The 23365-nt window shown below is 59.6% G+C and carries 27 protein-coding genes; 12 read left to right on the top strand and 15 right to left on the bottom strand.

Annotated features, from left to right (window positions below; genetic code table 11):
• Positions 1-48: 48 nt before the first annotated feature.
• Positions 49-1158: a 4-hydroxyphenylpyruvate dioxygenase gene (hppD, locus tag FHT87_RS00995; RefSeq protein ID WP_183798752.1), complete on the bottom strand. Its 1110-nt coding sequence runs from the start codon at positions 1156-1158 to the stop codon at positions 49-51.
• Between the two features lie 129 nt (positions 1159-1287).
• Between hppD and FHT87_RS00990 the strand changes: the two genes are divergently transcribed.
• On the top strand, positions 1288-1788 hold the full coding sequence (locus FHT87_RS00990) for an Lrp/AsnC family transcriptional regulator (protein WP_183733751.1): 501 nt from the start codon (positions 1288-1290) through the stop codon (positions 1786-1788).
• 14 nt (positions 1789-1802) lie between these two features.
• Here FHT87_RS00990 and FHT87_RS00985 read toward each other — a convergent pair whose 3' ends face one another.
• Positions 1803-2264 (bottom strand): Lrp/AsnC family transcriptional regulator, encoded by a 462-nt coding sequence (locus tag FHT87_RS00985; protein ID WP_183733754.1) that lies wholly within the window; start codon positions 2262-2264, stop codon positions 1803-1805.
• A 122-nt stretch (positions 2265-2386) separates the two neighbouring features.
• On the opposite strand from FHT87_RS00985, the gene FHT87_RS00980 reads away from it, so the two are divergent.
• The 3 genes from FHT87_RS00980 (at position 2387) to FHT87_RS00970 (ending at position 5308) form a co-directional block, all read left to right on the top strand.
• Complete coding sequence (locus FHT87_RS00980; RefSeq protein ID WP_183798749.1) at positions 2387-3178, top strand: phenylalanine 4-monooxygenase; 792 nt, start codon at positions 2387-2389, stop codon at positions 3176-3178.
• 414 nt (positions 3179-3592) lie between these two features.
• The gene (locus tag FHT87_RS00975; protein ID WP_183733760.1) at positions 3593-4621 is read left to right on the top strand and encodes a zinc transporter ZntB; all 1029 of its coding nucleotides are present in this window, start codon (positions 3593-3595) and stop codon (positions 4619-4621) included.
• A 222-nt stretch (positions 4622-4843) separates the two neighbouring features.
• The gene (locus FHT87_RS00970) at positions 4844-5308 is read left to right on the top strand and encodes a Fur family transcriptional regulator (RefSeq protein ID WP_183733762.1); all 465 of its coding nucleotides are present in this window, start codon (positions 4844-4846) and stop codon (positions 5306-5308) included.
• Between the two features lie 127 nt (positions 5309-5435).
• On the opposite strand, the gene FHT87_RS00965 is transcribed toward FHT87_RS00970, so the two are convergent.
• The 4 genes from FHT87_RS00965 to FHT87_RS00950 are packed head-to-tail and all read right to left on the bottom strand — an operon-like array spanning position 5436 to position 8945.
• Positions 5436-6281, bottom strand: coding sequence for a metal ABC transporter permease (locus tag FHT87_RS00965; protein WP_183733765.1), 846 nt, complete (start codon positions 6279-6281; stop codon positions 5436-5438).
• Entirely contained in the window at positions 6278-7138 is an 861-nt protein-coding gene (locus tag FHT87_RS00960; protein WP_281411194.1) for a metal ABC transporter permease, read from the bottom strand. The genes FHT87_RS00965 and FHT87_RS00960 overlap by 4 nt, the downstream gene beginning before the upstream one ends.
• Positions 7135-8040: a manganese/iron ABC transporter ATP-binding protein gene (locus FHT87_RS00955; RefSeq protein ID WP_183798746.1), complete on the bottom strand. Its 906-nt coding sequence runs from the start codon at positions 8038-8040 to the stop codon at positions 7135-7137. Before FHT87_RS00955 ends, FHT87_RS00960 begins: the two co-directional genes overlap by 4 nt.
• Positions 8037-8945 carry a metal ABC transporter substrate-binding protein gene (locus FHT87_RS00950; RefSeq protein WP_183733770.1) on the bottom strand — a complete coding sequence of 303 codons (909 nt, stop codon included), beginning with the start codon at positions 8943-8945 and terminating at the stop codon, positions 8037-8039. The genes FHT87_RS00955 and FHT87_RS00950 overlap by 4 nt, the downstream gene beginning before the upstream one ends.
• Positions 8946-9091: 146 nt before the next feature.
• On the opposite strand from FHT87_RS00950, the gene FHT87_RS00945 reads away from it, so the two are divergent.
• From FHT87_RS00945 to FHT87_RS00925, 5 genes are all read left to right on the top strand, one after another.
• Positions 9092-9487 carry a hypothetical protein gene (locus tag FHT87_RS00945; protein ID WP_183798743.1) on the top strand — a complete coding sequence of 132 codons (396 nt, stop codon included), beginning with the start codon at positions 9092-9094 and terminating at the stop codon, positions 9485-9487.
• Positions 9488-9686: 199 nt separating this feature from the next.
• On the top strand, positions 9687-10331 hold the full coding sequence (locus tag FHT87_RS00940) for a lysophospholipid acyltransferase family protein (protein ID WP_183798740.1): 645 nt from the start codon (positions 9687-9689) through the stop codon (positions 10329-10331).
• Positions 10328-11275, top strand: a complete 948-nt coding sequence (locus FHT87_RS00935) for a phosphatidate cytidylyltransferase (protein WP_183733778.1) — start codon at positions 10328-10330, stop codon at positions 11273-11275. The genes FHT87_RS00940 and FHT87_RS00935 overlap by 4 nt, the downstream gene beginning before the upstream one ends.
• Positions 11275-11670 carry a hypothetical protein gene (locus FHT87_RS00930; protein ID WP_183733781.1) on the top strand — a complete coding sequence of 132 codons (396 nt, stop codon included), beginning with the start codon at positions 11275-11277 and terminating at the stop codon, positions 11668-11670. Before FHT87_RS00935 ends, FHT87_RS00930 begins: the two co-directional genes overlap by 1 nt.
• On the top strand, positions 11667-12308 hold the full coding sequence (locus tag FHT87_RS00925; protein WP_183798737.1) for a CDP-alcohol phosphatidyltransferase family protein: 642 nt from the start codon (positions 11667-11669) through the stop codon (positions 12306-12308). Before FHT87_RS00930 ends, FHT87_RS00925 begins: the two co-directional genes overlap by 4 nt.
• Positions 12309-12389: 81 nt before the next feature.
• Here the strand turns inward: FHT87_RS00925 and FHT87_RS00920 are convergent, their stop codons facing one another.
• Genes FHT87_RS00920 through FHT87_RS00910 form a run of 3 tightly spaced genes read right to left on the bottom strand, consistent with a single transcriptional unit; the run spans position 12390 to position 15171 of the window.
• Complete coding sequence (locus FHT87_RS00920) at positions 12390-13667, bottom strand: Zn-dependent hydrolase (protein ID WP_183798735.1); 1278 nt, start codon at positions 13665-13667, stop codon at positions 12390-12392.
• Between the two features lie 11 nt (positions 13668-13678).
• The gene (locus FHT87_RS00915) at positions 13679-14326 is read right to left on the bottom strand and encodes a TenA family protein (protein WP_183800964.1); all 648 of its coding nucleotides are present in this window, start codon (positions 14324-14326) and stop codon (positions 13679-13681) included.
• A 2-nt stretch (positions 14327-14328) separates the two neighbouring features.
• Positions 14329-15171, bottom strand: a complete 843-nt coding sequence (locus FHT87_RS00910) for a BtpA/SgcQ family protein (protein ID WP_183798731.1) — start codon at positions 15169-15171, stop codon at positions 14329-14331.
• Positions 15172-15197: 26 nt separating this feature from the next.
• On the opposite strand from FHT87_RS00910, the gene FHT87_RS00905 reads away from it, so the two are divergent.
• The gene (locus FHT87_RS00905) at positions 15198-16100 is read left to right on the top strand and encodes a PfkB family carbohydrate kinase (RefSeq protein WP_183798728.1); all 903 of its coding nucleotides are present in this window, start codon (positions 15198-15200) and stop codon (positions 16098-16100) included.
• Positions 16101-16103: 3 nt separating this feature from the next.
• Here the strand turns inward: FHT87_RS00905 and FHT87_RS00900 are convergent, their stop codons facing one another.
• Genes FHT87_RS00900 through FHT87_RS00875 form a run of 6 tightly spaced genes read right to left on the bottom strand, consistent with a single transcriptional unit; the run spans position 16104 to position 21789 of the window.
• Complete coding sequence (locus FHT87_RS00900; protein ID WP_183798725.1) at positions 16104-16874, bottom strand: glutamine amidotransferase; 771 nt, start codon at positions 16872-16874, stop codon at positions 16104-16106.
• A gap of 29 nt (positions 16875-16903) precedes the next feature.
• Positions 16904-17974 carry a phosphotriesterase gene (locus FHT87_RS00895; protein WP_183798722.1) on the bottom strand — a complete coding sequence of 357 codons (1071 nt, stop codon included), beginning with the start codon at positions 17972-17974 and terminating at the stop codon, positions 16904-16906.
• Positions 17974-18978 carry an ABC transporter permease gene (locus FHT87_RS00890; protein ID WP_183733799.1) on the bottom strand — a complete coding sequence of 335 codons (1005 nt, stop codon included), beginning with the start codon at positions 18976-18978 and terminating at the stop codon, positions 17974-17976. The genes FHT87_RS00895 and FHT87_RS00890 overlap by 1 nt, the downstream gene beginning before the upstream one ends.
• Complete coding sequence (locus FHT87_RS00885; protein WP_246699582.1) at positions 18975-19781, bottom strand: ATP-binding cassette domain-containing protein; 807 nt, start codon at positions 19779-19781, stop codon at positions 18975-18977. Before FHT87_RS00885 ends, FHT87_RS00890 begins: the two co-directional genes overlap by 4 nt.
• The gene (locus tag FHT87_RS00880) at positions 19781-20731 is read right to left on the bottom strand and encodes a substrate-binding domain-containing protein (protein ID WP_183733805.1); all 951 of its coding nucleotides are present in this window, start codon (positions 20729-20731) and stop codon (positions 19781-19783) included. The genes FHT87_RS00885 and FHT87_RS00880 overlap by 1 nt, the downstream gene beginning before the upstream one ends.
• Positions 20728-21789: a LacI family DNA-binding transcriptional regulator gene (locus FHT87_RS00875; RefSeq protein WP_183798717.1), complete on the bottom strand. Its 1062-nt coding sequence runs from the start codon at positions 21787-21789 to the stop codon at positions 20728-20730. Before FHT87_RS00875 ends, FHT87_RS00880 begins: the two co-directional genes overlap by 4 nt.
• 353 nt (positions 21790-22142) lie before the next feature.
• On the opposite strand from FHT87_RS00875, the gene FHT87_RS00870 reads away from it, so the two are divergent.
• Both FHT87_RS00870 and FHT87_RS00865 read left to right on the top strand, forming a co-directional pair.
• Positions 22143-22634, top strand: a complete 492-nt coding sequence (locus FHT87_RS00870) for a hypothetical protein (RefSeq protein WP_183733811.1) — start codon at positions 22143-22145, stop codon at positions 22632-22634.
• Positions 22635-22712: 78 nt separating this feature from the next.
• A complete protein-coding gene (locus tag FHT87_RS00865) occupies positions 22713-23294 on the top strand; it encodes a YigZ family protein (RefSeq protein WP_183733814.1) in 582 nt (193 codons plus the stop codon).
• The last annotated feature ends 71 nt before the right edge of the window (positions 23295-23365 follow it).

The raw sequence follows: 23365 nt of genomic DNA, 5'->3' as shown, positions 1-23365 counted from the left end.
CTCCGGCGCTAGCGCGTCTTTTCAGACGCGCGAGATGGTCCCACGAGTTTACTCCGCCGCAGTACCGATGACACCACGTTTGATCTGATCGGCCTCGATCGACTCGAAAAGCGCGCGGAAATTGCCTTCGCCGAATCCCTCGTCGCCCTTGCGCTGGATGAACTCGAAGAAGATGGGTCCGATGACGGTTTTGGAGAAGATCTGGAGCAGGATTTTCGTCATGCCGCCATTCACCACGCCTTCGCCGTCGATGAGGATGCCGTGCTTCTTCATGCGGTCGACAGGTTCGCTATGACCGTTCACGCGTTCGTAGGACATGTCGTAATAGGTTTCCGGCGGACCCGGCATGAAGCGCAGACCATTGTCGGCAAGCCTGTCGGTCGCCTCATAGATATCTTCCGTTCCAACGGCGATGTGCTGGATGCCCTCGCCCCGGTATTTCTTCAGATATTCCTCGATCTGGCTCGTGTCGTCCTTCGATTCATTCAACGGAATGCGGATCTTGCCGCAGGGCGACGTGATGGCGCGGCTCACCAGACCGGTGATGCGCCCATCGATGTCGAAGAAGTGGATCTGCTTGAAATTGAACAGGTTGCGGTAAAAATCCCACCACTTGTCCATATTGCCGCGGAAGACGTTGTGAGTGAGATGGTCGAGATAGTAGAAACCGATCCCCTGGGGATACGGGTTGCGCTCACCAAGCCAATCGAACTCGGCATCGTATGCCGATCCCTTTGCTCCATAGGTCTCGACGAAATAGAGCAGCGAGCCGCCAATGCCGACGATTGCCGGAACGTCAAGCGCCTTGTCATCGCCGTCATAGGGGACAGCGCCTTTTGACACCGCGTGATCGAAGGCATGTCTGGCGTCGACAACGCGCCACGCCATCGACGGGGCACAGGGACCATGCTCTGCGACGAAACGAGCGGCATGGCTGCCGGGTTCGGCGTTCAGGACATAGTTGATGTCGCCCTGACGCCAGACGGTGATGTCTTTCGTCTTGTGCTTTGCGACGGCAACATAACCCATGCGTATGAAGAGCTCGCGCAGCTTCTCGGGCTCAGGATGAGCGAATTCAACAAATTCGAAGCCATCGGTGCCGGCCGGATTGTCGGCGGTGATTTCCGAAGGCGGCGCATCATGCGGGAAAGGACCCATTTTCTCCTCCTGAAGAATTGGACTTTGACTGTGCAAAGTGTGGCCCAAAACGCATGCAAAGTTCTTGCATTCTTCATGCCAGGGGAAGACATTATGCACGGTTCGTGAGTGTTTTGGAGATTTCGCGCAATGGATGAACAGCTCGATAAATTGGATTTGCGCCTGCTCCAGGAACTTCAAAAAGACGGCCGATTGACGAACAACGAGTTGGGGGAGCGGATTGCGCTTTCACCCTCGCAATGCTCGCGCCGGCGGACGAGACTGGAGTCCGAGGGATATATTCGCAGCTACCGGGCCTATCTGGATCAACAGAAGCTGGGTCTGGATATGCTGGTAGTGATTTCCGTGACGCTTGCGACCCACAATAGAGACAATGCCCGCAGATTTTCGCAGCTGATCAACGGCTTACCGGAAGTTCTCGAAGCCTATGCATTGACCGGTGAAATGGACTATCACCTTAAGGTGGCGACCCGCGGGCTCGCCGACCTCTCAAAATTCGTCAACGACGTTCTATTACCCCACGAGTCGGTGCAGCACGTGAAGACGTCGATCGTGCTCGATACACTGAAGACATTCGAAGGCTTTCCGATACACATGCCGGGTAGCTGGCATGGCGACAGCACGCGGTGATCTCGCACCAAACGTCAGATCGGCAGTTCGGTCGAGAATTTCAGCTCGCGCAGCACGAAGCTCGAGACGACCGTGCGCACATGCGGGTTGCGCATGAGGTAGCGGGTCATGAAGGCTTCGTAGCTTTCCACGTCCCTCGCGCGGATCTTCAGCATGTAGTCGAAGGCGCCTGACAGAGCGTAGCACTCCATGATCTCCGGCCGCTCCAGCACCACCGAAGCGAAGGATGCCACCGCCTCTTCGTGATGATCCTCCAGTGTCACATGCGCGATGACGCAGAGCTTGAGATCGAGTTTTCCGGGATCGAGCAGCGTCACGCGCTTGCGGATGACGCCGTCTGTTTCCAGCTCCTGGATCTTCCGCCAGGCCGAACTCTGCGACATGCCGGCCTTTTCCGCGAGGTCCGCCAGCGAAAGACTGCCGTCGGCCTGGATGAGTTGCAGAAGCGTGCGACGAAAATTCCCAGGTTCTTTCATTTTCTGCATCATATCAGGGAATATTTCCCACCATTATGGCAATTGCCTCCGGGAAAGAAAAGAAAATCCTCCAAACCCGGATCATAATGGCGGGAATAGCGCCGGCCTAGGAGGATCAGCCTATGACCAAGGAAAGCACCTACACCGCCAAACTGCCCGGCCCGGATGGTTTGTATTCCTACACTCCCGAAGAAGATGCGATATGGGGTGAGCTCTACCGGCGTCAGATGAAGCTGCTCGCCGATACGGCCTGCCGCGAATACCTTGATGGCGTCAAAATGCTGGGGCTGAAACCGGACAAGGTGCCTCAGCTTCGCGATGTAAACCGACGCCTGAACGAGACCACCGGCTTCGGCGTCGAAGGCGTGCCGGCGCTCATTCCGCCCTCGCGCTTTTATGAACTCCTGTCGCAGGGCAAATTCCCGCTCGCAACGTTCCTCCGCCGTCGCGAGCATATCGACTATATCGAGGAACCGGACCTGTTCCACGAGGTTTTCGGCCACTGCCCCATGCTGACCAACCAGAGCTACGCCAATTTCGTGCGGCATTTTGGCGAAACGGCCGTCCGCCTCGGCAAGGGCTATTCATGGCATCTGTTCCGGATTTTCTGGTTCACGGTCGAATTCGGCCTGATCAATACGCCGCAAGGCCGCCGCTGCTTCGGCGCGGGAATCGTCTCATCGCCAAGCGAAGCGAAGGCGGCAACGGAAGGCAAGGCGTGCGAATTTCGACCGTTCGATCTGTTGAGCGTGCTGAGGACACCCTACCGGATCGATATTCTGCAGCCGATCTACTATGTCATCGATAGCTTCGCCGATCTTGAAGCGATCGTGGAGCAGGATATCGAGGGCACGATCCTCAAGGCGAAATCGCTGGGTGATTTTGCTCCCACGTTCGAGGCCAAAGCTTCGTGAATCGCTGACAATACGGCGATCACGATGCAAAGGCGCGAATACCCTGGCAGAAGAGTCTCTTGATGCGGTTGACGCGGAAAACGCGCTGAGCAACCAGCGCTTTTCGCCCGCAGCCCATGCGGCGGCGACCCTGTTCCTCAGGCTTCGTATCTTGCCCCCCGAACAGACGCATGGCTCTCCCCGCAGACCAGCAGCATGGGCACGGCACCGCGATCAACGCTGCCTCGAATTCAGATGTTTTCGCCATAACCGATCGCCAAGGATCGCAGCGATCCGACCATTGAAGATTTTATGATGCCTGCAGTTTTGCTCCTACGGCACCATTGCATTCGATGGTCTTGCCGCCCGGCGGCGACTCGCTAAGCTATTGATGTGTGCTTACGAGAGGTGGACTTTGGCGGGTGGAGGTTTCTCATGCACGAGCAGGTCACGAGTGTTGCAAATTACGGCGCCGAGCCGGGTTTGCGTTTCGCCGTGCTTCTGGACGGACGCGGCGGCTGTCGCACCCTCGACATGGAAGCAATACGTCGGTGGACGCCGGATGACGGCGTCGTCTGGTTGCATTTCGAGCGCGATCACCCGGCCGCTGCAGAGTGGGTGACAACGAAAGGCGGCTTCGACCCGCTGGTTGCCGACGCCTTGCTGCAGGAGGAGTCGCGCCCACGGGTCGAAAGCATCGATGACGGACTGCTGATCATTCTTCGCAGCGTCTGCGCCGCGCCACCGGAAGAAGAAAAAGCCGGGCCTGCCGAAATCGATCTCGTTCCCCTCCATATATGGGCCGACGAGCACAGGCTGGTGACCCTGCGCGACAGTGGCCATTATATAACCGCCTTGCGCGATATCCGCCTTGCCCTGGACAAATGCAAAGGCCCTAGACAGACGGGGGAACTGCTCGCCCTCGTCAGCGAAAAGCTGGTACGCGACCTCGAGCCGGTGCTCGACACGATGGACGAAGAGGTCGATGAGCTGGACGAGCTGATCTTTCACGGCGAAGCCAGCGAGGTGCGCGAGCGGCTGAAGCAGCTTCGCCGCCGCTCCGTGCAGCTTCGGCGCTATCTCGCACCTCAACGCGATGCCTTGAACCGTATCGAACATGACGACGCCCCATGGCTGAAGGAGCGTGACAAGCTGCGTTTTCGCGAGGTAATCGACAAGCTGATGCGCTTCATCGAATATCTCGACGCCATCCGCGACCGCACCGGCATTCTTCATGACGACCTGTCCACTGTCATCAGCGAACGGATTGCCCGCAATTCCAACCGACTTGCAGCGCTCGCCGCCCTCCTGCTGCCGCCGAGCGTGGTGGCTGGTCTTTTCGGCATGAATGTCGGCGGAATCCCCGGCGTCAACGATACCTGGGCTTTCATCATCATCGTTGCCTTCGTCGCGGTCACGTCGGTCGCAACGCTGATGGTCCTCAGGCGGATCAAGTGGCTTTGAGCGACAGAACGCAACGCCTCACTGATCGTGGAGGCGCTCGAAAACACCAAAATGTACACACCGACGATTTCCCGCATCGCTGCGTCCGCGGGCTAAGTAGGACGAGGGTAGTTCCGCAACATGGGGGCAATATTCTTGTAATTGCGACGCAACTAGCCTATGGGACGGTCAGATCTCGGTGCCGAAAGGATCCGTGAAGAATACAGATAGAGGGCGCACCATATGAACAAGCCCCCGAGCACGGATATCAGACAGGTCTGCAGGGAACATGGGCTGCGTCTGACCGGCCCCCGCAAAATTATCATGCAGGTTCTGCTGAAATCCAACGACCATCCCGACGCGGTCGAACTTCATCGACGCGTGACAAAGATCGATCCTGGGATTGCGATTGCAACAGTCTACCGGACGCTCAATATGCTGCAGGACAAAGGCGTCCTTGAGCGTCACACGTTCGCGGATGGCCGCGCCCGCTACGAGACAGCCGATCACGAGCATCACGACCACCTGATCAATGTCGAGACGGGAGATGTCGTCGAATTCCGGTCCGACGACATCGAGCGGCTGCAGGACGAGATCGCACGGGCGTACGGTTTCGAAATCGTGAGCCACCGGCTTGAGATCTACGTCAAGCCTTTGAAGAAGGCAGCCAAGGAAAGTCGCGTGGTTACACCCAAACCGGCTCGATGACTTGCATCAAGATCGGGCGTCCCATTTCGTTGATGAGACCCGCAGTTCAGCCAGACCGGCATCATTGCCCGAAAGAAGCGTAGATTCCTGCGGCCTTTCCTGTCAGGCGGATCTGCGGGAACGAGCCTCAGGCCGACTGTGACGTCTCGACCCGCGCCTCCTTGCGCGTGGCGTGAATGAACGCCAGCACAAAGACGATCGAGAGCAGGAGAACGATGGTGGGTGCCGGTGCGCTGTCGATGAAGAACGACAGATAGACGCCGAGGAAGGAACCGACCGCTGCGATGACAACGGAGAGAACCAGCATCGTGCTGAACCGCCGCGTCAGCAGAAAGGCGATGGCTCCGGGCGCGATCAGCATGGCGATAGCCAGGATGATGCCGACGGCCTGCAGCGCCCCGACAATGGTTAGCGAGATCAGGGAAAGCAGACCATAGTGCAGCAGGTTGACGCGCAGACCCACGGCTCTCGCCTGGGCCGGATCGAAGGCATGGAGCAAAAAGTCCTTCCACTTGATGCCGATAAAACCGGCAGTGATCGCGGCGACGACGGCTGAACCGCCGATGTCGCGCCAGGAGACGCCGAGCATGTCGCCGAACAGAATATGGTCGAGATGCACGTCCGACTGGATTTTGACATAGAGGACGAGGCCGAGGCCGAACATGCCGGAGAACACGATGCCCATCACCGTATCCTGCTTGATGCGACTGTTGTCCTTCAGGAAACCGGTGGCGACGGCGCAGAACATCCCGGCGACGAAGGCGCCGATCGCATAGGGAAAGCCGACGATGTAGGCGATGACGACGCCGGGGAAGACGGCGTGGCTGATCGCGTCGCCCATCAGCGACCAGCCCTTGAGGACGAGGAAGCAGGAGAGCAACGCCATCGGGATTGCGACCAGCACGGAGATAACAAGCGCGTTGACCATGAAGTCGAACTGGAAGGGCGACAGAAGCGTGTCGATGAAGCTCATAGTCCAGCCTCCAGCGCTTGTGTCGCGCGACGCCGAGCTGCCAGCATTCCGTGCTTGGGTGCGAAGAGGAAGGCGATCAGGAAGATCAGTGTCTGGAGGCAAACGATGATGCCGCCGGTCGCGCCGTCGAGGAAATAGCTCGCATAGGCACCGGTGAAGCTGGTGATTGAACCAATTGCGACGGCGATGGCCAGCAACCGCGGAAAACGGTCGGTCAGCAGGTAGGCAGTTGCGCCTGGTGTGACGACCATGCAGATGACGAGGAAAGCGCCCACAGTCTGGAGCGCAGCCACCGTCGAAGCCGACAGCAGTGTGAAGAACATGATCTTGAGGGCGGTTGGGTTGAGGCCGATCGAGTGCGCATGACTCTCATCGAAGAAGGTGACCATCAGGTCTTTCCATTTGACGAGGAGGATCGCAAGCGAGACGAAGCCGATGATGGCGAGCTGGATCGTATCGCCGGGCGTAATCGCCAGGATGTTGCCGAGCACGATTGTCTGGATGTTCACCGAGGTCGGCGAGATCGAGACCATGAACAGGCCGAGCCCGAAGAATGCCGAGAAGATCAAACCGATGATGGCATCTTCTTTCAGCTTGGTGCGCTGGTTGAGGAAGAGCATCGCGGCCGCAGCCAGTGTACCCGAGAAGAAGGCGCCGATGGCGAAGGGCAAGCCAAGCATATAGGCGCCCGCCACGCCTGGCACGATCGAGTGGGAAAGCGCGTCGCCGATCAGCGACCAGCCCTTGAGCATGAGATAGCAGGACAGGAACGCGCAGACACCGCCGACAAGGGCGGAGACCCACATGGCGTTCAGCATGTAATCATAGGTAAAGGGTTCGAGGAGACCGGTCATCATTCCCGGTCTCCGTTACCCTGTTCCGGCTTTCGTATCGTCGCCTTGCCATCCTGAAGCACCAGCGGACGTTCATCATCGGTAAGGACGCCGATCGCGTGAGGCTTGCCGCCAGTGGCCTCGTTCAGCACGAAGTGACGCAGCACGCCTCCGAACGCCTGCTCGAGATTCGCTTGCGTAAAGGTCTCCATTGTCGGGCCATAGGCAAGCACCGTACCCTTGATCAGGATTGTCCGGTCGCAGAATTCCGGTACGCTGCCGAGATTGTGCGTCGAGACCAGCATCACTCGGCCCTCGTCGCGCAACTCCCGAAGCAGTTTGATGATCTGATCTTCGGTCTTGACGTCCACGCCGGTGAAGGGCTCGTCGAGCAGGATGACGCGGCCGTCCTGTGCGAGCGCCCTGGCGAGAAAGACGCGCTTCCTCTGCCCGCCCGAAAGCTCCCCGATCTGACGCTTGCGAAACTCGCTCATATTGACACGGGCAAGCGCCTTCGAAACGGCGTCGTGGTCGGCCGCTTTCGGTAGGCGCATCATGCCCATATGGCCGTAGCGGCCCATCATCACGACGTCTTCGACTAGGACCGGAAAATTCCAGTCGACCTCTTCAGCTTGCGGCACGTAGGCGACAAGGTTCCTGCGGAGCGCTTGAGCGACCGGCAGGCCGAGCACCCGGATCTCGCCCTTGGCGAGGCGGACGAAGCCCATGATCGCCTTGAACAGGGTCGACTTGCCGGAACCATTGACCCCGACAAGTGCTGCGATAGTGCCTGTCGGGATCTGGAAGTTGGCATCCCGAAGAGCTGTATGGCCATTGCGGTAGGTGACGGTGGCGCCCCTCACCACGATGCCTGACCCCGCATCCGAAGATGCGAGGCGGACGAGGTTCGTGACCGGCGCCGTCACTGGATCAGACCTTTGGCGATCGTGTCCGAAGTGACACGGAGCAGATCGATATAGGTCGGAACCTCGCCATCGGCTTCGGTCAGCGAGTCGACGTAGAGCACGCCGCCATATCTGGCGCCGGTCTCACGTGCCACCTGCTCGGCAGGCGCGGACGAGATCGTACTTTCGGAGAAGACGACGGCAATCTTGTTCTTGCGCACCGCATCGATCACCTTGCGGACCTGCTGTGGCGTACCCTGCTGATCCGCGTTGATCGGCCAGAGATAGAGTTCCTTCAGACCGAAGTCGCGGGCGAGATAGGAGAAGGCCCCTTCGCTCGAGACCAGCCAGCGCTTGTCTTCCGGAACCTTGGCGAGCTCCGCCTTGATCGGGTCGATGACAGCCCTGATCTTTGTCTTGTAGGCCTCGGCATTGGCCTTGTAGGCATCGGCGTTATCAGGATCATACTTCACGAAGGCGTCGCGGATATTGTCGACGTAGATCAGAGCCGCCGTCGGCGACATCCAGGCATGCGGGTTCGGCTTGCCGGTGTAAGGGCCTTCGGTGATGCCCATCGGCTCTACGCCTTCGGATACGACAACTCCGGGTACGCTCTTCAGGTTCTGGAAGAACTTCTCGAACCAGAGCTCGAGATTGAGGCCGTTCCAGAGGATCAGCTGCGCACCCTGCGCCCGCCGGATGTCGCCCGGTGTCGGCTGATAGTTGTGAATCTCCGCACCAGGCTTGGTGATCGATTCAACGACAGCAGCATCGCCGGCGACATTCCTGGCGATGTCGGCGATGACTGTGAATGTCGTGACCGCCTTGAATTTCTCCTGGGCGGCGGCCGGGACCACCGTCAGCATGGCCGCTAATGCCGCCCCCATCATTCCGGTCAGCACCGACCGCTTTACCCCGTCGAGCATGATGTCTCCTTTTGCGAATAGGACTTAATTGCACCTCATCATCGATCTGACCCTTTATGCAATTCAGAATCATTTGCAATAATGGTTTACGCCAGAAGATCTTCTCTTATTCTGCAATTGCGAGTGAATTGCAATAAAGATTCGATATGAACGTCGAAAATGGTTGCGGCCAACTCGAACGATCTTGTCGCCGCGCAACCAGCCGAGACGCCTGCCACCTATATGACGGACCCGCCGCCCTGGCGCTGCATCTCGAAGAACTGAAGCGGTTGCGATCCTCTCCCATCAACCGCATCCTTCCCTGCCACGGCGACCCGGAGCGGATTCTTGGCGGCGGTTATGAGCCTTCCTTCATCGACGCGACGATCCGTTATGTCGAAGCGATGAATGACCAAGCGCCCGAGCCGGAGATCTGGCGCAAGCCTTTGGCTCAAGCAGTCAGCGAGGATGTGAAGAGCGGCGCGCTGATCTATATCCCCGCCTATGAGGATGTGCACGCCTCCAATGCCGCTCTGCTGAAAGCCTATCGCGGCAAGGGCTGACGGACGGCAAAACAGCGTTCGCTGCAGGAGTGGTTCGGATGGGAGAAGGAAATGATCTTCTCGTGGCGCAAGTCCTCCACGCCGGAGCCGGACCATCGGCCTACGCCTTTGGGGTAAAAACCTGCAAAGCGCCTTTTCTCCGCCAATGACAATGCTAGAGTTTCGATTGGTGATCCGGCTAACATCAACAGAGTGGTGAATGAAGGCTTTGCTTACAACGGCCGCGGCGACGGTAATCGTACTGTTCGCACGCGCGGTCACGGCGGTCCGCGCCGTGTGGCCCGAGGAAGGCCTGCCTTCCCGCCCCTGCGTTTATTACGCCAACCACTCCAGCCACGGCGATTTCGTTCTGGTCTGGACCGTATTGCCGCCGAGACTGCGTCATCGGGTTCGTCCGGTTGCTGGCGCCGAATATTGGCTGAAGTCCTGGCTCAATCGCTTCATCGGCAGCGATGTCTTCAATGCGGTGCTGATCGCGAGGGATCGGGACAAGCGGACGGAAGATCCCGTCACGCAGATGGCCTCGGCCATCGATGCCGGTTCGTCCCTCATTCTCTTCCCAGAGGGCACGCGAAACCAGTCCGACGCACGGCTCCTTCCGTTCAAAAGCGGCATTTTCCATCTGGCTGCGGCGCGCCCTGATGTCGAGCTCGTGCCGGTCTGGATCAGCAATCTGAACCGCGTCATGCCAAAAGGTGAGATCGTTCCGATACCGCTGATCTGCACAGTGACCTTCGGCAGCGCTTTGCAGATCGCGCCGGGCGAAGACAAGGATGTTTTTCTCGAACGGATGCAAGCCGCTCTCCTGGCTCTGTCTCCGAACACTGCAGGCGGTGGGGAATGAGTGGCGCGAATTCCGATCTTATGACGCTCGTAGCCGGGATCTTCGGCTTGCTCATCGTTGCGTCGGTCATCGGTTACATATTGCAGCAACGCCTCTCGCCCAACGGTTCGAACGCTGCGGTCGAAAACCTCAACGCGCGGATCAAGGCCTGGTGGGTCATGGTCATCCTGATCGGCATTGCTTTCACAGCGGGCCGTATCGGCGTTTTGATCCTGTTTGGCTTTTGTTCATTCGCAGCACTTCGTGAATTCGTAACCCTCATCAATACAAGAAGGGCGGATCACTGGGCGCTTGCGGCAGCCTTCTTCGTCGTCGTTCCGATCCAGTATTTTCTGCTCTGGGCTGAACAATATGGCATCTTTTCGATCTTCATCCCGGTCTATGCCTTCCTGCTGATGCCGATCATCTCGGTACTGCGAGGCGACACGGAGCGCTTTCTCGTTCGCATCGCGGAAGTGCAGTGGGCGCTGATGATCTGCGTCTTCTGCGCTTCCCATGTCCCTGCTCTGCTGACCTTGAAGATAGCGGGATACGAGGGCCGCAATGTGCTGTTGATTGCCTTTCTGGTGATCGTCGTCCAGCTCAGCGATGTCCTGCAATATGTCTGGGGTAAACTCTTTGGACGCACGAAGATTGCGCCAAGACTGTCACCATCGAAAACGGTCGAGGGCTTTGTCGGCGGCATCATCAGCGCCACCCTGATTGGAACGGGCCTCTGGTGGATTACGCCCTTCACACCGTTTCAGGCAGGGCTTCTCGCCTTTGTCATCACGTTGATGGGCTTCTTCGGGGGTCTGGTCATGTCGGCGATCAAACGCGACCGCGGTGTCAAGGACTGGGGCAATCTCATCGAGGGACACGGCGGACTGATCGACAGGCTGGATTCCGTCGTCTTCTCGGCACCCATCTTCTTCCATCTTACCCGCTACTGGTGGTCGCTTTGATGCCCGTTGTGCTGCAACGTCTCTTGCGCAGCGGCGTGTTCCACGTCCTGTTCGCTTTTCTGGCGATGGGCAGCTGGGCCATCTTCGCCAATCACGCTCATGTCATGCCGGCGCCGCTCTATGCCGGTCTCGTGCAGGGGACGATATCCGCCTGCCTGACGCTTTTCCTGAAATCGGTGATCGACTGGCTTTCCAGCCGCTTCAGCGGTTCAACACGATTTTGGGCGCCGCCGCTGATTGCCTGCCTTGGCTCGACCAGCATTCTCGTGGTGTTCCATGCGGCAAGCGGCACACCGGAGATAATCAAGACCATCGCACTGCCGCTGCTTGTATCGACGACTTATGCAGCGATCTACAATTATTCGATCTCCGCAAGACGAGGTTTCGACACATGATGGAGACAGGAGACAGGAGACCCCTGGCGAGCCGCAACACCCGCTGGGCGGGCACAATTGCCCGATGGATGGCCGCGCGAGCCATCACGCCGAACCAGATCTCGCAAGCCAGCATGCTGGCGGCAGCAATAGCCGGCGTCACTTTCTATCTGGCGGGACAGACAACAGGCTTGCCGCGCGCCGGCTACCTGCTGCTGGCTGTTCTATTCTGCCAGGCACGCCTCCTTTGCAATCTGTTCGACGGCATGGTCGCCGTCGAAGGCGGAAAGGGAGAGGCTGACGGTCCTTTCTGGAACGAGTTTCCGGATCGCATCGCCGACCTGATGATATTCGCGGGCGTCGGATATGGCATCGGCATGCCGGGGCTCGGCTGGGCGGCCGGAGCCTTCGCCGTATTGACAGCCTATGTCCGGGAACTTGGCCGCGCCACCGGCAATCCCAGCGATTTCTCCGGCCCGATGGCCAAGCAGCACCGGATGGCGACGATCACGGCGGCGGGATTGGCATCCCTTATCGAGCCATTGTGGGGCGGGCAGAACCAGATCCTGACGATCGGTCTCGGCGTAATAACGGCGGGAGCAGCCTTCACGGTGATCCGTCGTTCGAAGACATTGGTCACGCGTCTCAAGCTTCGCTGACGAGGTGGTCTTGGGGTCGACGCCAAGTCCTCTATGAGGAGGAAGCGGACGAGGGCAATTTCCATATGTGTGGGGACGTCGTCAAGCGCCTATGGCGCCAGAGATTCTGTCCTTCTCAGCCTTGGCAAGCTCGACCGTCGACTGCAACAACACTCTCGCTCCTGAAATGACATGCTCGGGCGCGGTATATTCGGCTTCGTTATGACTGAGGCCCTCGCGGCAGGGCACGAAGATCATCGCCGAAGGCGCGATCCGATTGACGAAGAGAGCATCGTGAAAAGCGCCTGACACCATCCTTTTCGTCGCCAGCCCGGCGACTTCAGCGGCGCTCTCCACTACCCCCAGTAGCTTTTCGGGGAAGTTTGCCGGCGACATGTCAAAGCTGCGCTTGAACAAAACCTCGCAGCGCTGAGCCTTGGCGCGTTCCTCGAAACACCGCTCGATCGTCGCGTTTAGTCGATCGATCTCCAATGAATCGGGATGGCGAATATCGATGGTACAGCGTGCCATCTCCGGAATGGCGTTGATCGCTCCCGGCTCCACATTGATGCGCCCGACGGTAAATCGGGCGCTTTCGTCCTGCGGCATGACAGTCGAATAGAGCGTGTCCAGCGCCGAGATCATGGCGCGCAGAGGGTCCCGGCGATAGGAAAGAGCCGTCGTGCCGGCATGGGCCGTCTGACCCGATACCTCCACCTGCAGCCATCGCGTTCCCTGGATACCCGTCACGATGCCGATAGGGATACCTTCCCTCTCCAGCGATGGCCCCTGCTCTATATGCACCTCGAGATAGGCATGGACCGGCATGCCCAGGTCACGCATCGTGGCCTGTGGAAGAGCCTCAAGCGTTGCCTTCAGTTCGTCACCGAACAATGCGCCGTCGGTGGAAACAAGCTCGGACCATGCGGCTGGGATCACGCCTGCCGAAAAGGCGGACGACCCCATGCAGCCGGGTGCGAAGCGGCATCCTTCCTCATTGGTCCAGGCGACGACCTCGATCGGCCTTTCCGTTTCGATACCCGCATCCTCAAGGCTTTCGAGAACCTCGAAGGCCGAGAGCGTTCCGAGCGCGCCATCGAAACGACCGCCGGCTGGCTGGCTATCGAGGTGACTGCCGATCAAGAGCGGCGGCGTGCCATCATCCCTGCCGGTACGGCGGATGAAGAGATTTGCGACGGGATCCTGGAAGACGCCAAAACCGCGCGCGGCGGCCAGCCCGGCCAGCAAGGCCCGGGCTTCCCGATCCAGTCCAGTCAAGGCTTGACGATTGACGCCACCGCGCGCGGTCGCGCCGATCTCGGCAAACTGATCGAGGCGACCCAGCAAGCGCGCGCTATCGATGTCGATATTCGCAGTCATTGCACGACCTCTCAGGAATAGGCTGCCTCGTGAAAGTCGATCTCAAGACGTTGCGCATGCCCGAATATGGCGCTCAACCGCTTGCGTTCGGCAGTATCCATGGTCTCGCCCGCCTCGTCCAGAACGGCCTTCAGCCAGCGCGCCTGCGCTTCGAACTCCGGTTCTGCGTGAAGCTTGACCCATTCCTTGAGCAAGGGATCGCTGATTGCAGTCGAGTTCACCGCAGTCGACCAGGTCCAGTACATCCATTCGGCGGCGAACATGGCAGCAATCGTGTCAAGAAAACCGCCGTCACGGGCAATTGCCAGCATGCCGTCGCGGAAGGAAGCGACATCGGCCCGGCCGGTGTCGTAGCGGGAGGGGTCTATGCCGCGGGCAGCAAATGTCTTTTCGAAATAGGCGATCTGCTGGTTTGCGAGCGCATCCAGAACGCCGATCAGCCAACGCTTCTGGGCGATGGTTTCGGCTTTGGCGGTGGCGTAGGAGAAGATAGCAATCGCCGTGTCGACGAAGGCGCCTTCGAAGACGAGGTATCGCTCGAACGTCTCGTTCGAAAGGCGGTCAGCCTTGATATCCTCGACGAAACGATGGTTCACCATGGCTTCGAAGACGTCACGGTTTTCGTCGAGCATCTGTTGCGAGAGGGTATCGCCCATGATCGTTACGCCTCCAGGCCGGGTTTTGCGGCTTCGACGAAGGCTACCACGCGGGCCGGCTCGACGGGGTTCCACCAGACACCACCCTCCTTGAGCGACGAGGCGACGATGACGCCGTTGGTGCGCTTCAGGATCTCGACGATATTGTCCTTGGTCACGCCGGAGCCTACGAGCAACGGCAGATGGCTGGCGGCACCGATTTCCTCTATCTCTTCCATCGTTGCGCTATTGCCCGTTCTCTGGCCGGTGGCGATCACCACGTCCGCATCGAAGAAGGCCAGGTCGCGAGTCAATTCGTCGATCGTGCGATCGGCGGTGATAGCGTGCGCGCCGTGCTTCACATGGCTGTCGGCAAACACCTTGATATGCTCGGCGCGTAGCAGAGAACGATAGCGCATCGCCTCCGCCGCCCGGCCCTCCATGAAGCCTTCATTGGCGACATAGGCGTTCGCCCATTGATTGACGCGGATGAAGCGCGCGCCGCCTGCCGCCGCAATCGCGAAGGCCGGGATCGGTGCATTGGCAAGCACGTTGATACCGAGCGGCACACCAGCGGCGCGCGCGATGCGGTCGGTCACGACCGACATGAAGGCCGCGGTCTCGTGGCCGATATCCTCGGGCTTGGAAAAGGGAATATCGCCGTGATTTTCCACGATCAATCCATGGATGCCACCTTTAACGAGCGCGTCCGCGTCGCGCATGCAGGTGTCGTAGATCGTCTCCATCGCAGCACTCCGATAGCGTGGAGCACCCGGGAAAGGCGGGCAATGGATCATCCCGATCAACGCCTTGTCAGTGCCGAATATTTCCCGTATGGCGCTTGTGGCCTTATCCGATATCTGCTGCATTTTTCTTTCCTTTCTGAAAGCCAGCCATGCGTGCCTATGTCATCGGTAACGTCGCCATCGACGAAACCATTTCCGTAATGTCCATGCCCGAAGCGGGCGCCTCGATCCTCGGTCGGGAGGAAACCCGCGACCTTGGCGGTAAGGGCGCCAATCAGGCGGTCGTGATGGGCCGCACAGGCCTTCCCACGACGCTCGTCACGGCTGTCGGCGAGGATTTCCGCGCCCAGACGATCCGCGACCAGCTTGCCGGCGAGACCTTGGATGCCCGTCTGTTGGGCAGTCCGAACCGCAGCAGCGATTTCTCCATCATCTTCACCACGCCGGACGGCGAAAACGCCATCGTCACCACGACGGAATCGGCCGAAGCCTTGACCCTGTCGGAGGCGCTTGCCCCGCTTGGCGACGCCATCAGCGGCGACCTCGTCGTGCTGCAGGGCAATCTCAGCGAAAACGTCACCCGCGGCATTCTCACTGAGGCCCGACGCCGCGGTCTGAAAACGGCCTTCAATCCCTCCCCGCTTCGTCCCTACTTCGCCGAACTCTGGCCGCTTATCGACATTGCCTTTCTCAACAGGGGCGAGGCTGAAAGCCTGACCGGATCCTCCGGCGAGGCCGCCATCCGTCGCCTGGCCGAAGCCGGAGTGTCACAGACCGTCCTGACGCTCGGCGGCAGCGGCGCTATCCTTGCAAGCGGACACGAAGTGCTTGCAACCGTTCCCGCCCAGGTCACCGAGGTCGTCGACACGACCGGCGCCGGCGACACGTTCATGGCCGTTGCCCTTGCCTCGGCCGCGCTTCGCTCCACCGCACTCGACGCCAAAGCCATCCATCACGCAACCGCGGCCGCTGCCATCACCGTCAGCCGCCGGGGCACGCGCTCGGCCTTCCCAAGCAAGGCAGAACTCGCCGGCATCCTTGCCGGCGAGTAACAGTTATTTCGCCTCCGTCAGCCAGCCGAGGATGTTCTTCCAGAGACGTCCGTAGCCTTCCCATTCGCAGAAGGCAGGTGAAAGCCAATGCGGACCGATATCGGACGTCCATGCGGCCGTCTTGCCCTTGCCGAAGCGGCCGGTCACCAGGAGCGGGTGACCGCCCTCCTCGTCAGGCAGACGAGCGACGACTTCCACATCCTCACGCTTGCGCACGTCCACCTCATTGACGCCGAGAAGCAGTGGCCATTCGCCCGAGAGGCCGGCGACCGTCTCGTGACCGGACTTGACGAGAACGGGCGTCGTCCCCTCCGGAATTTCGACCCGGTCATCGTAGGGCAGGCAGGTGACGGGCAGAACATCCTCCACTGGCGTGCGGCGCCAGCGCGCCTTGCCATCAATGCCTTGGAAGGAAAAATAGCCGCCGACCATCAACAGGCCGCCACCCTTCTCGACCCAGGCCTTGATAAGTTTCAGGCGGTTCGGAACGGTCTTCGAATGCAGCCAGACCGCAGGCGGAAGAAGCAGGGAATTGGCGCCGATATCAGACAGGATGATCGCGTCATAGGCATCGAGCCCTGCCATATCGAAAGGAAATTGTTCGACCGCCTCGTGGGCCGGCATGTAGGTGAGTTCGAATACGCTGCCCTCGAGCGCCTTGACGAGTGGTTCGGCGCCGAGATGGAAGGTAACGCTGCCGAACTGATCGAAGCCCTTGTAATGCGTAGCCGAGCTGACCCAGCTTTCGCCGACGAGAAGAACCTTCTTTGTCATGATGTTTCCATTTCTTTTTATGTTTGCACTCAGGCAGTTGCCTGAAAGACCGATCGCGGGTTGGCGCGCATGAAAATGTCAAGCGTTGCGTCATCGAGACCGTGGCGCTTCAGGCGCGGCAGGAAGTGACGCAGGATATAGGCGTAGCCATTGCCCCCATAATGCTTGAGCATCATCTTCAAGAAGACGTCGTGGGACAGGAGAAGACGGTCGGTGTGCCCCATCTCGACGAGCTTGACGAGTGCCCGCGCCGCCTCCTCGTCGCTTGGGCATTGCACCTGCTGGTCCGCATAGAAGAAATCCATGCCGATCATGTCATATTCGAGAAATGCGCCGCGGGCGGCGAGTTCCGACTGATAGTTGAGATCGTCATGTGACGGGTTCATGTGGCAGAGCACCGTGTGCCTGAGATCGCCGCCTTCGGAGGCAACGACATCCAGAACCCTGTGCCCCAGGCGGAACCAGCCGGGAAGGTGAACCATCAAGGGCAGACCGGTGCGCACCTGTGCCTGGGCGGCACCCCGCAGCGATTTTTCTTCCTCGGCGGTGAAATCCGACGACACCCCGATCTCGCCGATCAGACCGATCCTGACATCGGTGCCGTCAGCGCCGATGATCGCCTCAGACACGATCTCGTCGGCGATCTGCCCGACCGACATGCCTGCAACCTTTTCCGGGTGCGAGGAGCCGAGATAGAAGCCGGCCCCCATGATAATGTTCAGTCCCGTCGCCTTGGAGATCCGCCGCAAGGCCAGCGGATCGCGGCCAATGCCCTGGCATGTCGGCTCGACGACCGTCTGGCCGCCGAGACCGGCAAAATCCTGAAGCTCTGTCATCGCAAGCGTCTCGTCGTCGAGCGTGATGTTGTGCTTGTTGACGAAAGGATCCTGCCGGAGCTCACCGAGGATTTCCATGCAGACGAAACCTTCAGCAAGATATTGCCGTTCGGGTTCTTTCGGGGCATGCCACCAGCAACGGCAATCATTGAGGATATGCTCGTGCATCAGCGTGACGCCGATGTCCGACACCGGTACAGGCCCCTGGACCGCCATCACATTGCCGGACCGCACGTGACCCGGCGAAAGCTCGTTTGTCGCCATCAGCTCTTCCTCCTGCCTGCCAAGCGGAAGTTGGCAGTGAAGATGCGGGTATTCAGCCAGATGGCAACCAGGATGATCGCTCCGGTGACGATCTGGGTGAAGAAAGGCGAGATATGCATTAGGATCAGGCCGTTGCCGATGACGGCAATGGTCATCGTGCCGAGGACGGTCCCGATCATGGTGCCGCGCCCGCCCATCAGCGAGGTGCCGCCGAGCACGACGGCCGCGATGACCTGCAGTTCGAAGCCGACGGCCGCATTCGAGGAGCCGGAGCCGAGACGGGCCGCGATCAACAGGCCCGCCAATGCCGAGGCGACCCCGGAGACGAGATAGACCGAGGCGACGATCCATTTGGCAGGCATGCCGACCCGGCGCGCGGCCTCCATGTTGGATCCGACCGCCACGATCTGCCGTCCGTATTTTGTAACCGCCATGACGACATATCCGACGATCGCGACCAGGATTGCGATGAGCGCCGGGACGGGAAAACCGGCGAGTTCGCCGCGTCCCAGATAGAAGAAGCCGGGCTCGTTGTTGATCGGGATGGAATAACCCTGTGTCAGGTAAAGCGCCACGCCGCGCAGGATGGAAAGCCCTGCAAGAGTAACGATGAAGGCGGGAATATTCTGGTAGGCGATGAACCAGCCCTGCAGAAGGCCGACGATGCCGCCGAGAGCGAGCATGCCGAGGCAGACGACCGGCCAGGGAATGCCGGTGGCGAGCGCAATTGCCGCGACGGCATTGATCAAAGCCAGCATCGAGCCGACCGACAGATCGATGCCGCCGGTGACGATGACGAGCGTCATGGCGACCGCAACGGCGAGGATGGGCGCGGCCTGACGCACGATGTTCAGGATGTTGCCCATCGTCATGAAGGTGGTGGTCGTCAGCGAAAAGAAGACGAGGCATGCCAGGAAAAAGAAGGCGATCGACAGGACCTGGGCGTTTTCGCTCAGGAAGTCGGCCATCGGCGAGCCCTTGGCGCGTTCGGTGTAGACGGTCAATGTCTTTCTCCCCCGACGATGAGCTTGACGAGATCCTCGAGATTGGTCTTGGCGATATCGCGCTCGGCGACCTTCGTGCCCTCGTACATCACCGCGATCCGGTCGCAGACCCGGAACAGGTCCTGAAGGCGGTGGGTGATGAGGACGACGGACACACCCTTTGCCTTGACCCTGTTGATCAGAGCGAGCACGGCTTCGACTTCGGCGACCGCAAGGGCCGAGGTCGGCTCGTCCATGATCAGGACCTTGGGGTTGAATGATGCCGCTCGGGCGATCGCAATCGCCTGCCGTTGCCCACCCGACAGCTTCTCCACCTTGGCAGAGAGGCGCGGAATGCGGATTTCAAGCGCGTCCAGCATCCGGCGTGCCTCCCTCATCATTCTCTGACGATCGAGAAACGGACCTTTGGTCAGCTCACGCCCGAGAAACAGATTGCCGACGACATCGATGTGGTCGCAAAGGCTCAGATCCTGGAAGACCATTTCGATATGGCGGTCGCGAGCATCTGCAGGCCCGGAAAGGCGAACCTCTTCGCCGTTGAGCGAAATCGTTCCCTCATCCGGCAGGTAGGTTCCGGAGATGATTTTGGTCAGTGTCGACTTGCCGGCAGCATTGTCGCCGACGAGGCCGAGGCATTCGCCGGGAAAGAGGTCCAGGTCGACGCCGCGCAGCGCCTGGTGCGAACCGAAGGTCTTGCGGATACCGCGCAACGACACGGCAGGCGTTCGCGCGGACGAGCCGGAGGAATGCGGGGAGGCTTGCGCCTCCCCGGCTCCGGCATAAACAGGCCGGTTGTCACTCATCATTTGAAGACGGCCCGGTACGGCTCGACATTTTCCTTCGTCACGATGGTGATCGGAACGGAGATGCTCTTTTCGACACTCTGACCTGCAGTCAGCTTGGCGAGAGCCTCGACCGCAGCCTTGCCTTCGCCGGCAGGATCCTGCTGGACGACGGCAACGACATAGCCGTCGTCAAGGCCGGAGATCGCCTGCGCGGTCAGATCCCAGCCAAAGACCTTGATGCTGTCCTGCTTGCCCTGGCTCTGGACAGCGGCGATCGCGCCAAGGAGAGCCGGCTCGCCCGTTGCGTAGATCGCCGTCATGTCCGGATTGCCGGTGATCAGGTTCTCGGCAGCGGCAAGCGCATTGTCCTGGATATTCTGGCCATCGACGACCCCTGACGTCTCGATGCCATCGCTCTTGATGGCATCCTCGAAGCCTTTCTGGCGAAGGTTCTGAATGTAGGAGTTCAACGCGCCGACAATGCCGACCTTGGCCTTGCCGCCCATGTTCTTCTTCACATAGTCGAGGAAATAGGCGCCCATGTCGGCGCCGGCCTTGCCGTTGTCGACGCCGATCTGCGACTTCTGAGGGCCTTCCGGCAGGACCGCGTCGATGGCAACGACCGGGATGCCGGCATCCGAGGCCTGCTTGACGGCCGGCATGATGCCGTTGACGTCGATCGCCACGACGATCAGGCCATCGACCTTCTGCTGGATGTAATTTTCGATGGCGCTGTTCTGGGCGGAAGCGTCATTATTGGCGTTGAAGATGACAAGCTTGTCGCCGGATGCATCGGCCGCCTTCTGGGCACCTTCGTTGATCTGATTGAAGAAAAGCGCCTGCTGATTGATCTGCACAAGCGCATAGGTCTTGCCGGCCGCCTGGGCAAGCGAGGCTCCGAGTGTGGCACCGGCGAGCGCGGTAAAGGCAAGAGCGGCGGTAAACGCCCGACGTCTGATCTGTTTCATGTTCTCATCCTCTGGTTCTGTTCTCGTTGCTTATTATGGGTCGACGGCGGCGCAACGGAGTTCCGCACGACGATTTCGACTGGCACGAGTTCCTCGGTGGCGAGCGATTTTCTCTCCTGCCAGTTTGTCTCGAGAAGAAGGGATAGGGCACGACGGCCGATGGTGCGCACCGGCTGCCGGATCGCGGTCAAAGGGGGCGCAAAGAGGTGCAGCGGGCTGACGTCGTCAAAGCCGATGATCGAGAGGTCCTCAGGGATTGCAATCCCTCTCTCCCGCAGAACTTCGATCATGCCGATCGCGATTTCATCGGAACTGGCAAAGATGGCTGTCGCCGGCATGCCTTCGTCGAGAAACCGGCGCGCCATGTCGCGCCCGCAGCCCACGGTATATTCGCCGCTGTAACGTCTTATCGATATATCGTCGCCAAAACGCTCGCGTAGCCCTTCACGCAAGCCGTTGAAACGCCGCTGCGTGCTGATCATCGCATCGGGGCCGCCGACATAGAGCACGTGGCGATGGCCAAACTCAGCCAGATGACGGCCCGCCAGATGACCACCCTGAAAATTGTCGCAGAAGAGCTTGGGAACGGCTGCAAGCGGAACGTCTTCGTCGACGACGATGACTTTGCCGGTCCGGTTGATAAGCGCCGCCAGATCTCCGTTATCGGGATGGTTGGTGACGAACACCAGGCCGTCGACGTGATTATGCTCAATCAGCCTAAGATAGGCGACCTCGCGACCGGTGCGGTTGAGCGTCGCATAGAGCGAAACGGCAAGCCCGCGGTCGTTCGCCTCCTCCTCCACAGCCGCCACCATGGTCGCAAAGAACGGGTTGGCGATATCGGGGACGACGAGGCCGATCGTGTCGGAGCGACCACGGCTCAGTCGCCGCGCGTGCGGGTTCGGCTGATATTTGAGGGAGGCGATTGCATTCTCGATGCGCTGCTTGGTCAGGGCCGGAAGATCCAGCGAACCGTTCAGCATGCGAGAGACCGTCGTCACCGAGACGCCGGCGGCTCTCGCAACATCCTTCAACCCTGAGGTTCGTTCCTGCGCCATCGAGCTTGTAAACCGCTTTAGTAAAACGCTTTACTTACACTCCATGAGAAGAGATGAGCTGTCAAGAGCCGTAGGCAGAAGGTCGCATAATCCATCTGCACGATGAGGCTGGCGACCATTCCGACGCGTTTAGGCAGGTCGTCATCCTAATGCAGTCGGGCTGACCGCCCACGGCCATTACGCCGGTGCGCCAACCTCTTGCTCCGATATCGAAGATTGCATTGTCCTTGGCCGTTGTGGCAGAGACCAGAGATATCGTTGACGGCTGGAAGGTAGTCTTGTCGGGTGTAAGCCGCGAGACTGCCCACCGTTGGCAAGAATTTTAGGGCTCATGCCCTCATTGTGGATCCGTTATGACAGCCTCTCTCTATGCCGATTATGTTCAAGATCTGAAGGCGACCTTGGACGACCTCTTTGAGCGGTCTGATCGATATCAAACGTTCGACCTGCATGTCGAACTCGCGATGGGCGAGGCCCTTCTCGTTTATCAGACGAAACGGCAAAGAGGGCAAACGGATACGATCGCCTACGCCCGAACGCCCAAAGGCAACGCGCAGATTTCGCCGGCAACTGCCTATCAGCGGGTCTCGGCCTTCCTGACGATGCAAGACCATATTGCATTGACAGGCGATCCCATGATCAGCCTCAACGCGGAATATCCGCACGCCGCCATCAGCTTCGAGCACAGAGCCAAGGGCGCACCATTCAAAAGCTCGATGAAGATGATCTTCATCGGGGTCAATGGAACGGAGGACGCCAGCCGTTACCTTGCGATGACGAAAGAACCAGCTGCCGTCGTCACGACGCGGCCGCACCATTCGACGAGGCTCTGGGAATGGAAATAGGAAGCCTGCGTCCACCGCACGGTTCAGCCGGTCGGAGCGCTGGGATGAGACTATCAACTACGATAATTCCGGTTATTCATGTTTTGTCTCGTTGAGCCAGTCACGCTCGAGGCGACGATCAAGAAAAGCAGATTTATCGCGTCCGCTTTTCCTGTCGTCGATGAAGCCGAGGCGACAAAGGTCATCGCGGAGAATTCCTCGGCGACGGCAAACCACAATTGCTGGGCATGGCGTATCGGGCAGGGCTATCGCTTTAGCGATGACGGTGAGCCCACCGGCACAGCGGGCAAACCGATACTGGCTACCATCGACGGCCGATCGCTCGACAATATTGTCGTCATCGTTACCCGTTGGTTCGGAGGCGTTCTGCTTGGCACAGGCGGGCTCGTTCGGGCCTATGGCGGAACTGCCGGAGCCTGTCTGAAAACAGCCACCCTTGCGCCCATCGTCACGATGGTCGAACGAAAACTCAATCTGCGGGTCTCCGATCTGTCGATGGTGAAGGCTCGCCTCTCTTCCTTTGAAGGTATGCGTATCGTCGCACAGCACTTCGACGGGATCAGTGCCGAAATGAACCTGCAGATTCCAGAGGATGACCTGGAGACAATTTCTCGTTTGATCGCCGATCTGACACGGGGGCGATCGAAGCTGGAGCCCTAGCGATCATTGGCAGTTCTCACCTGCCGGCATCGCATCGAGGGCCGACCCGAATTCATGGCGCTCGATGAAGC

It is taken from the genome of Rhizobium sp. BK316 (assembly GCF_014193695.1).
Lineage (GTDB): Bacteria > Pseudomonadota > Alphaproteobacteria > Rhizobiales > Rhizobiaceae > Rhizobium.
Note: the sequence above shows the minus strand (reverse complement) of the source record. Positions and strands in the feature narration are given on the sequence as shown.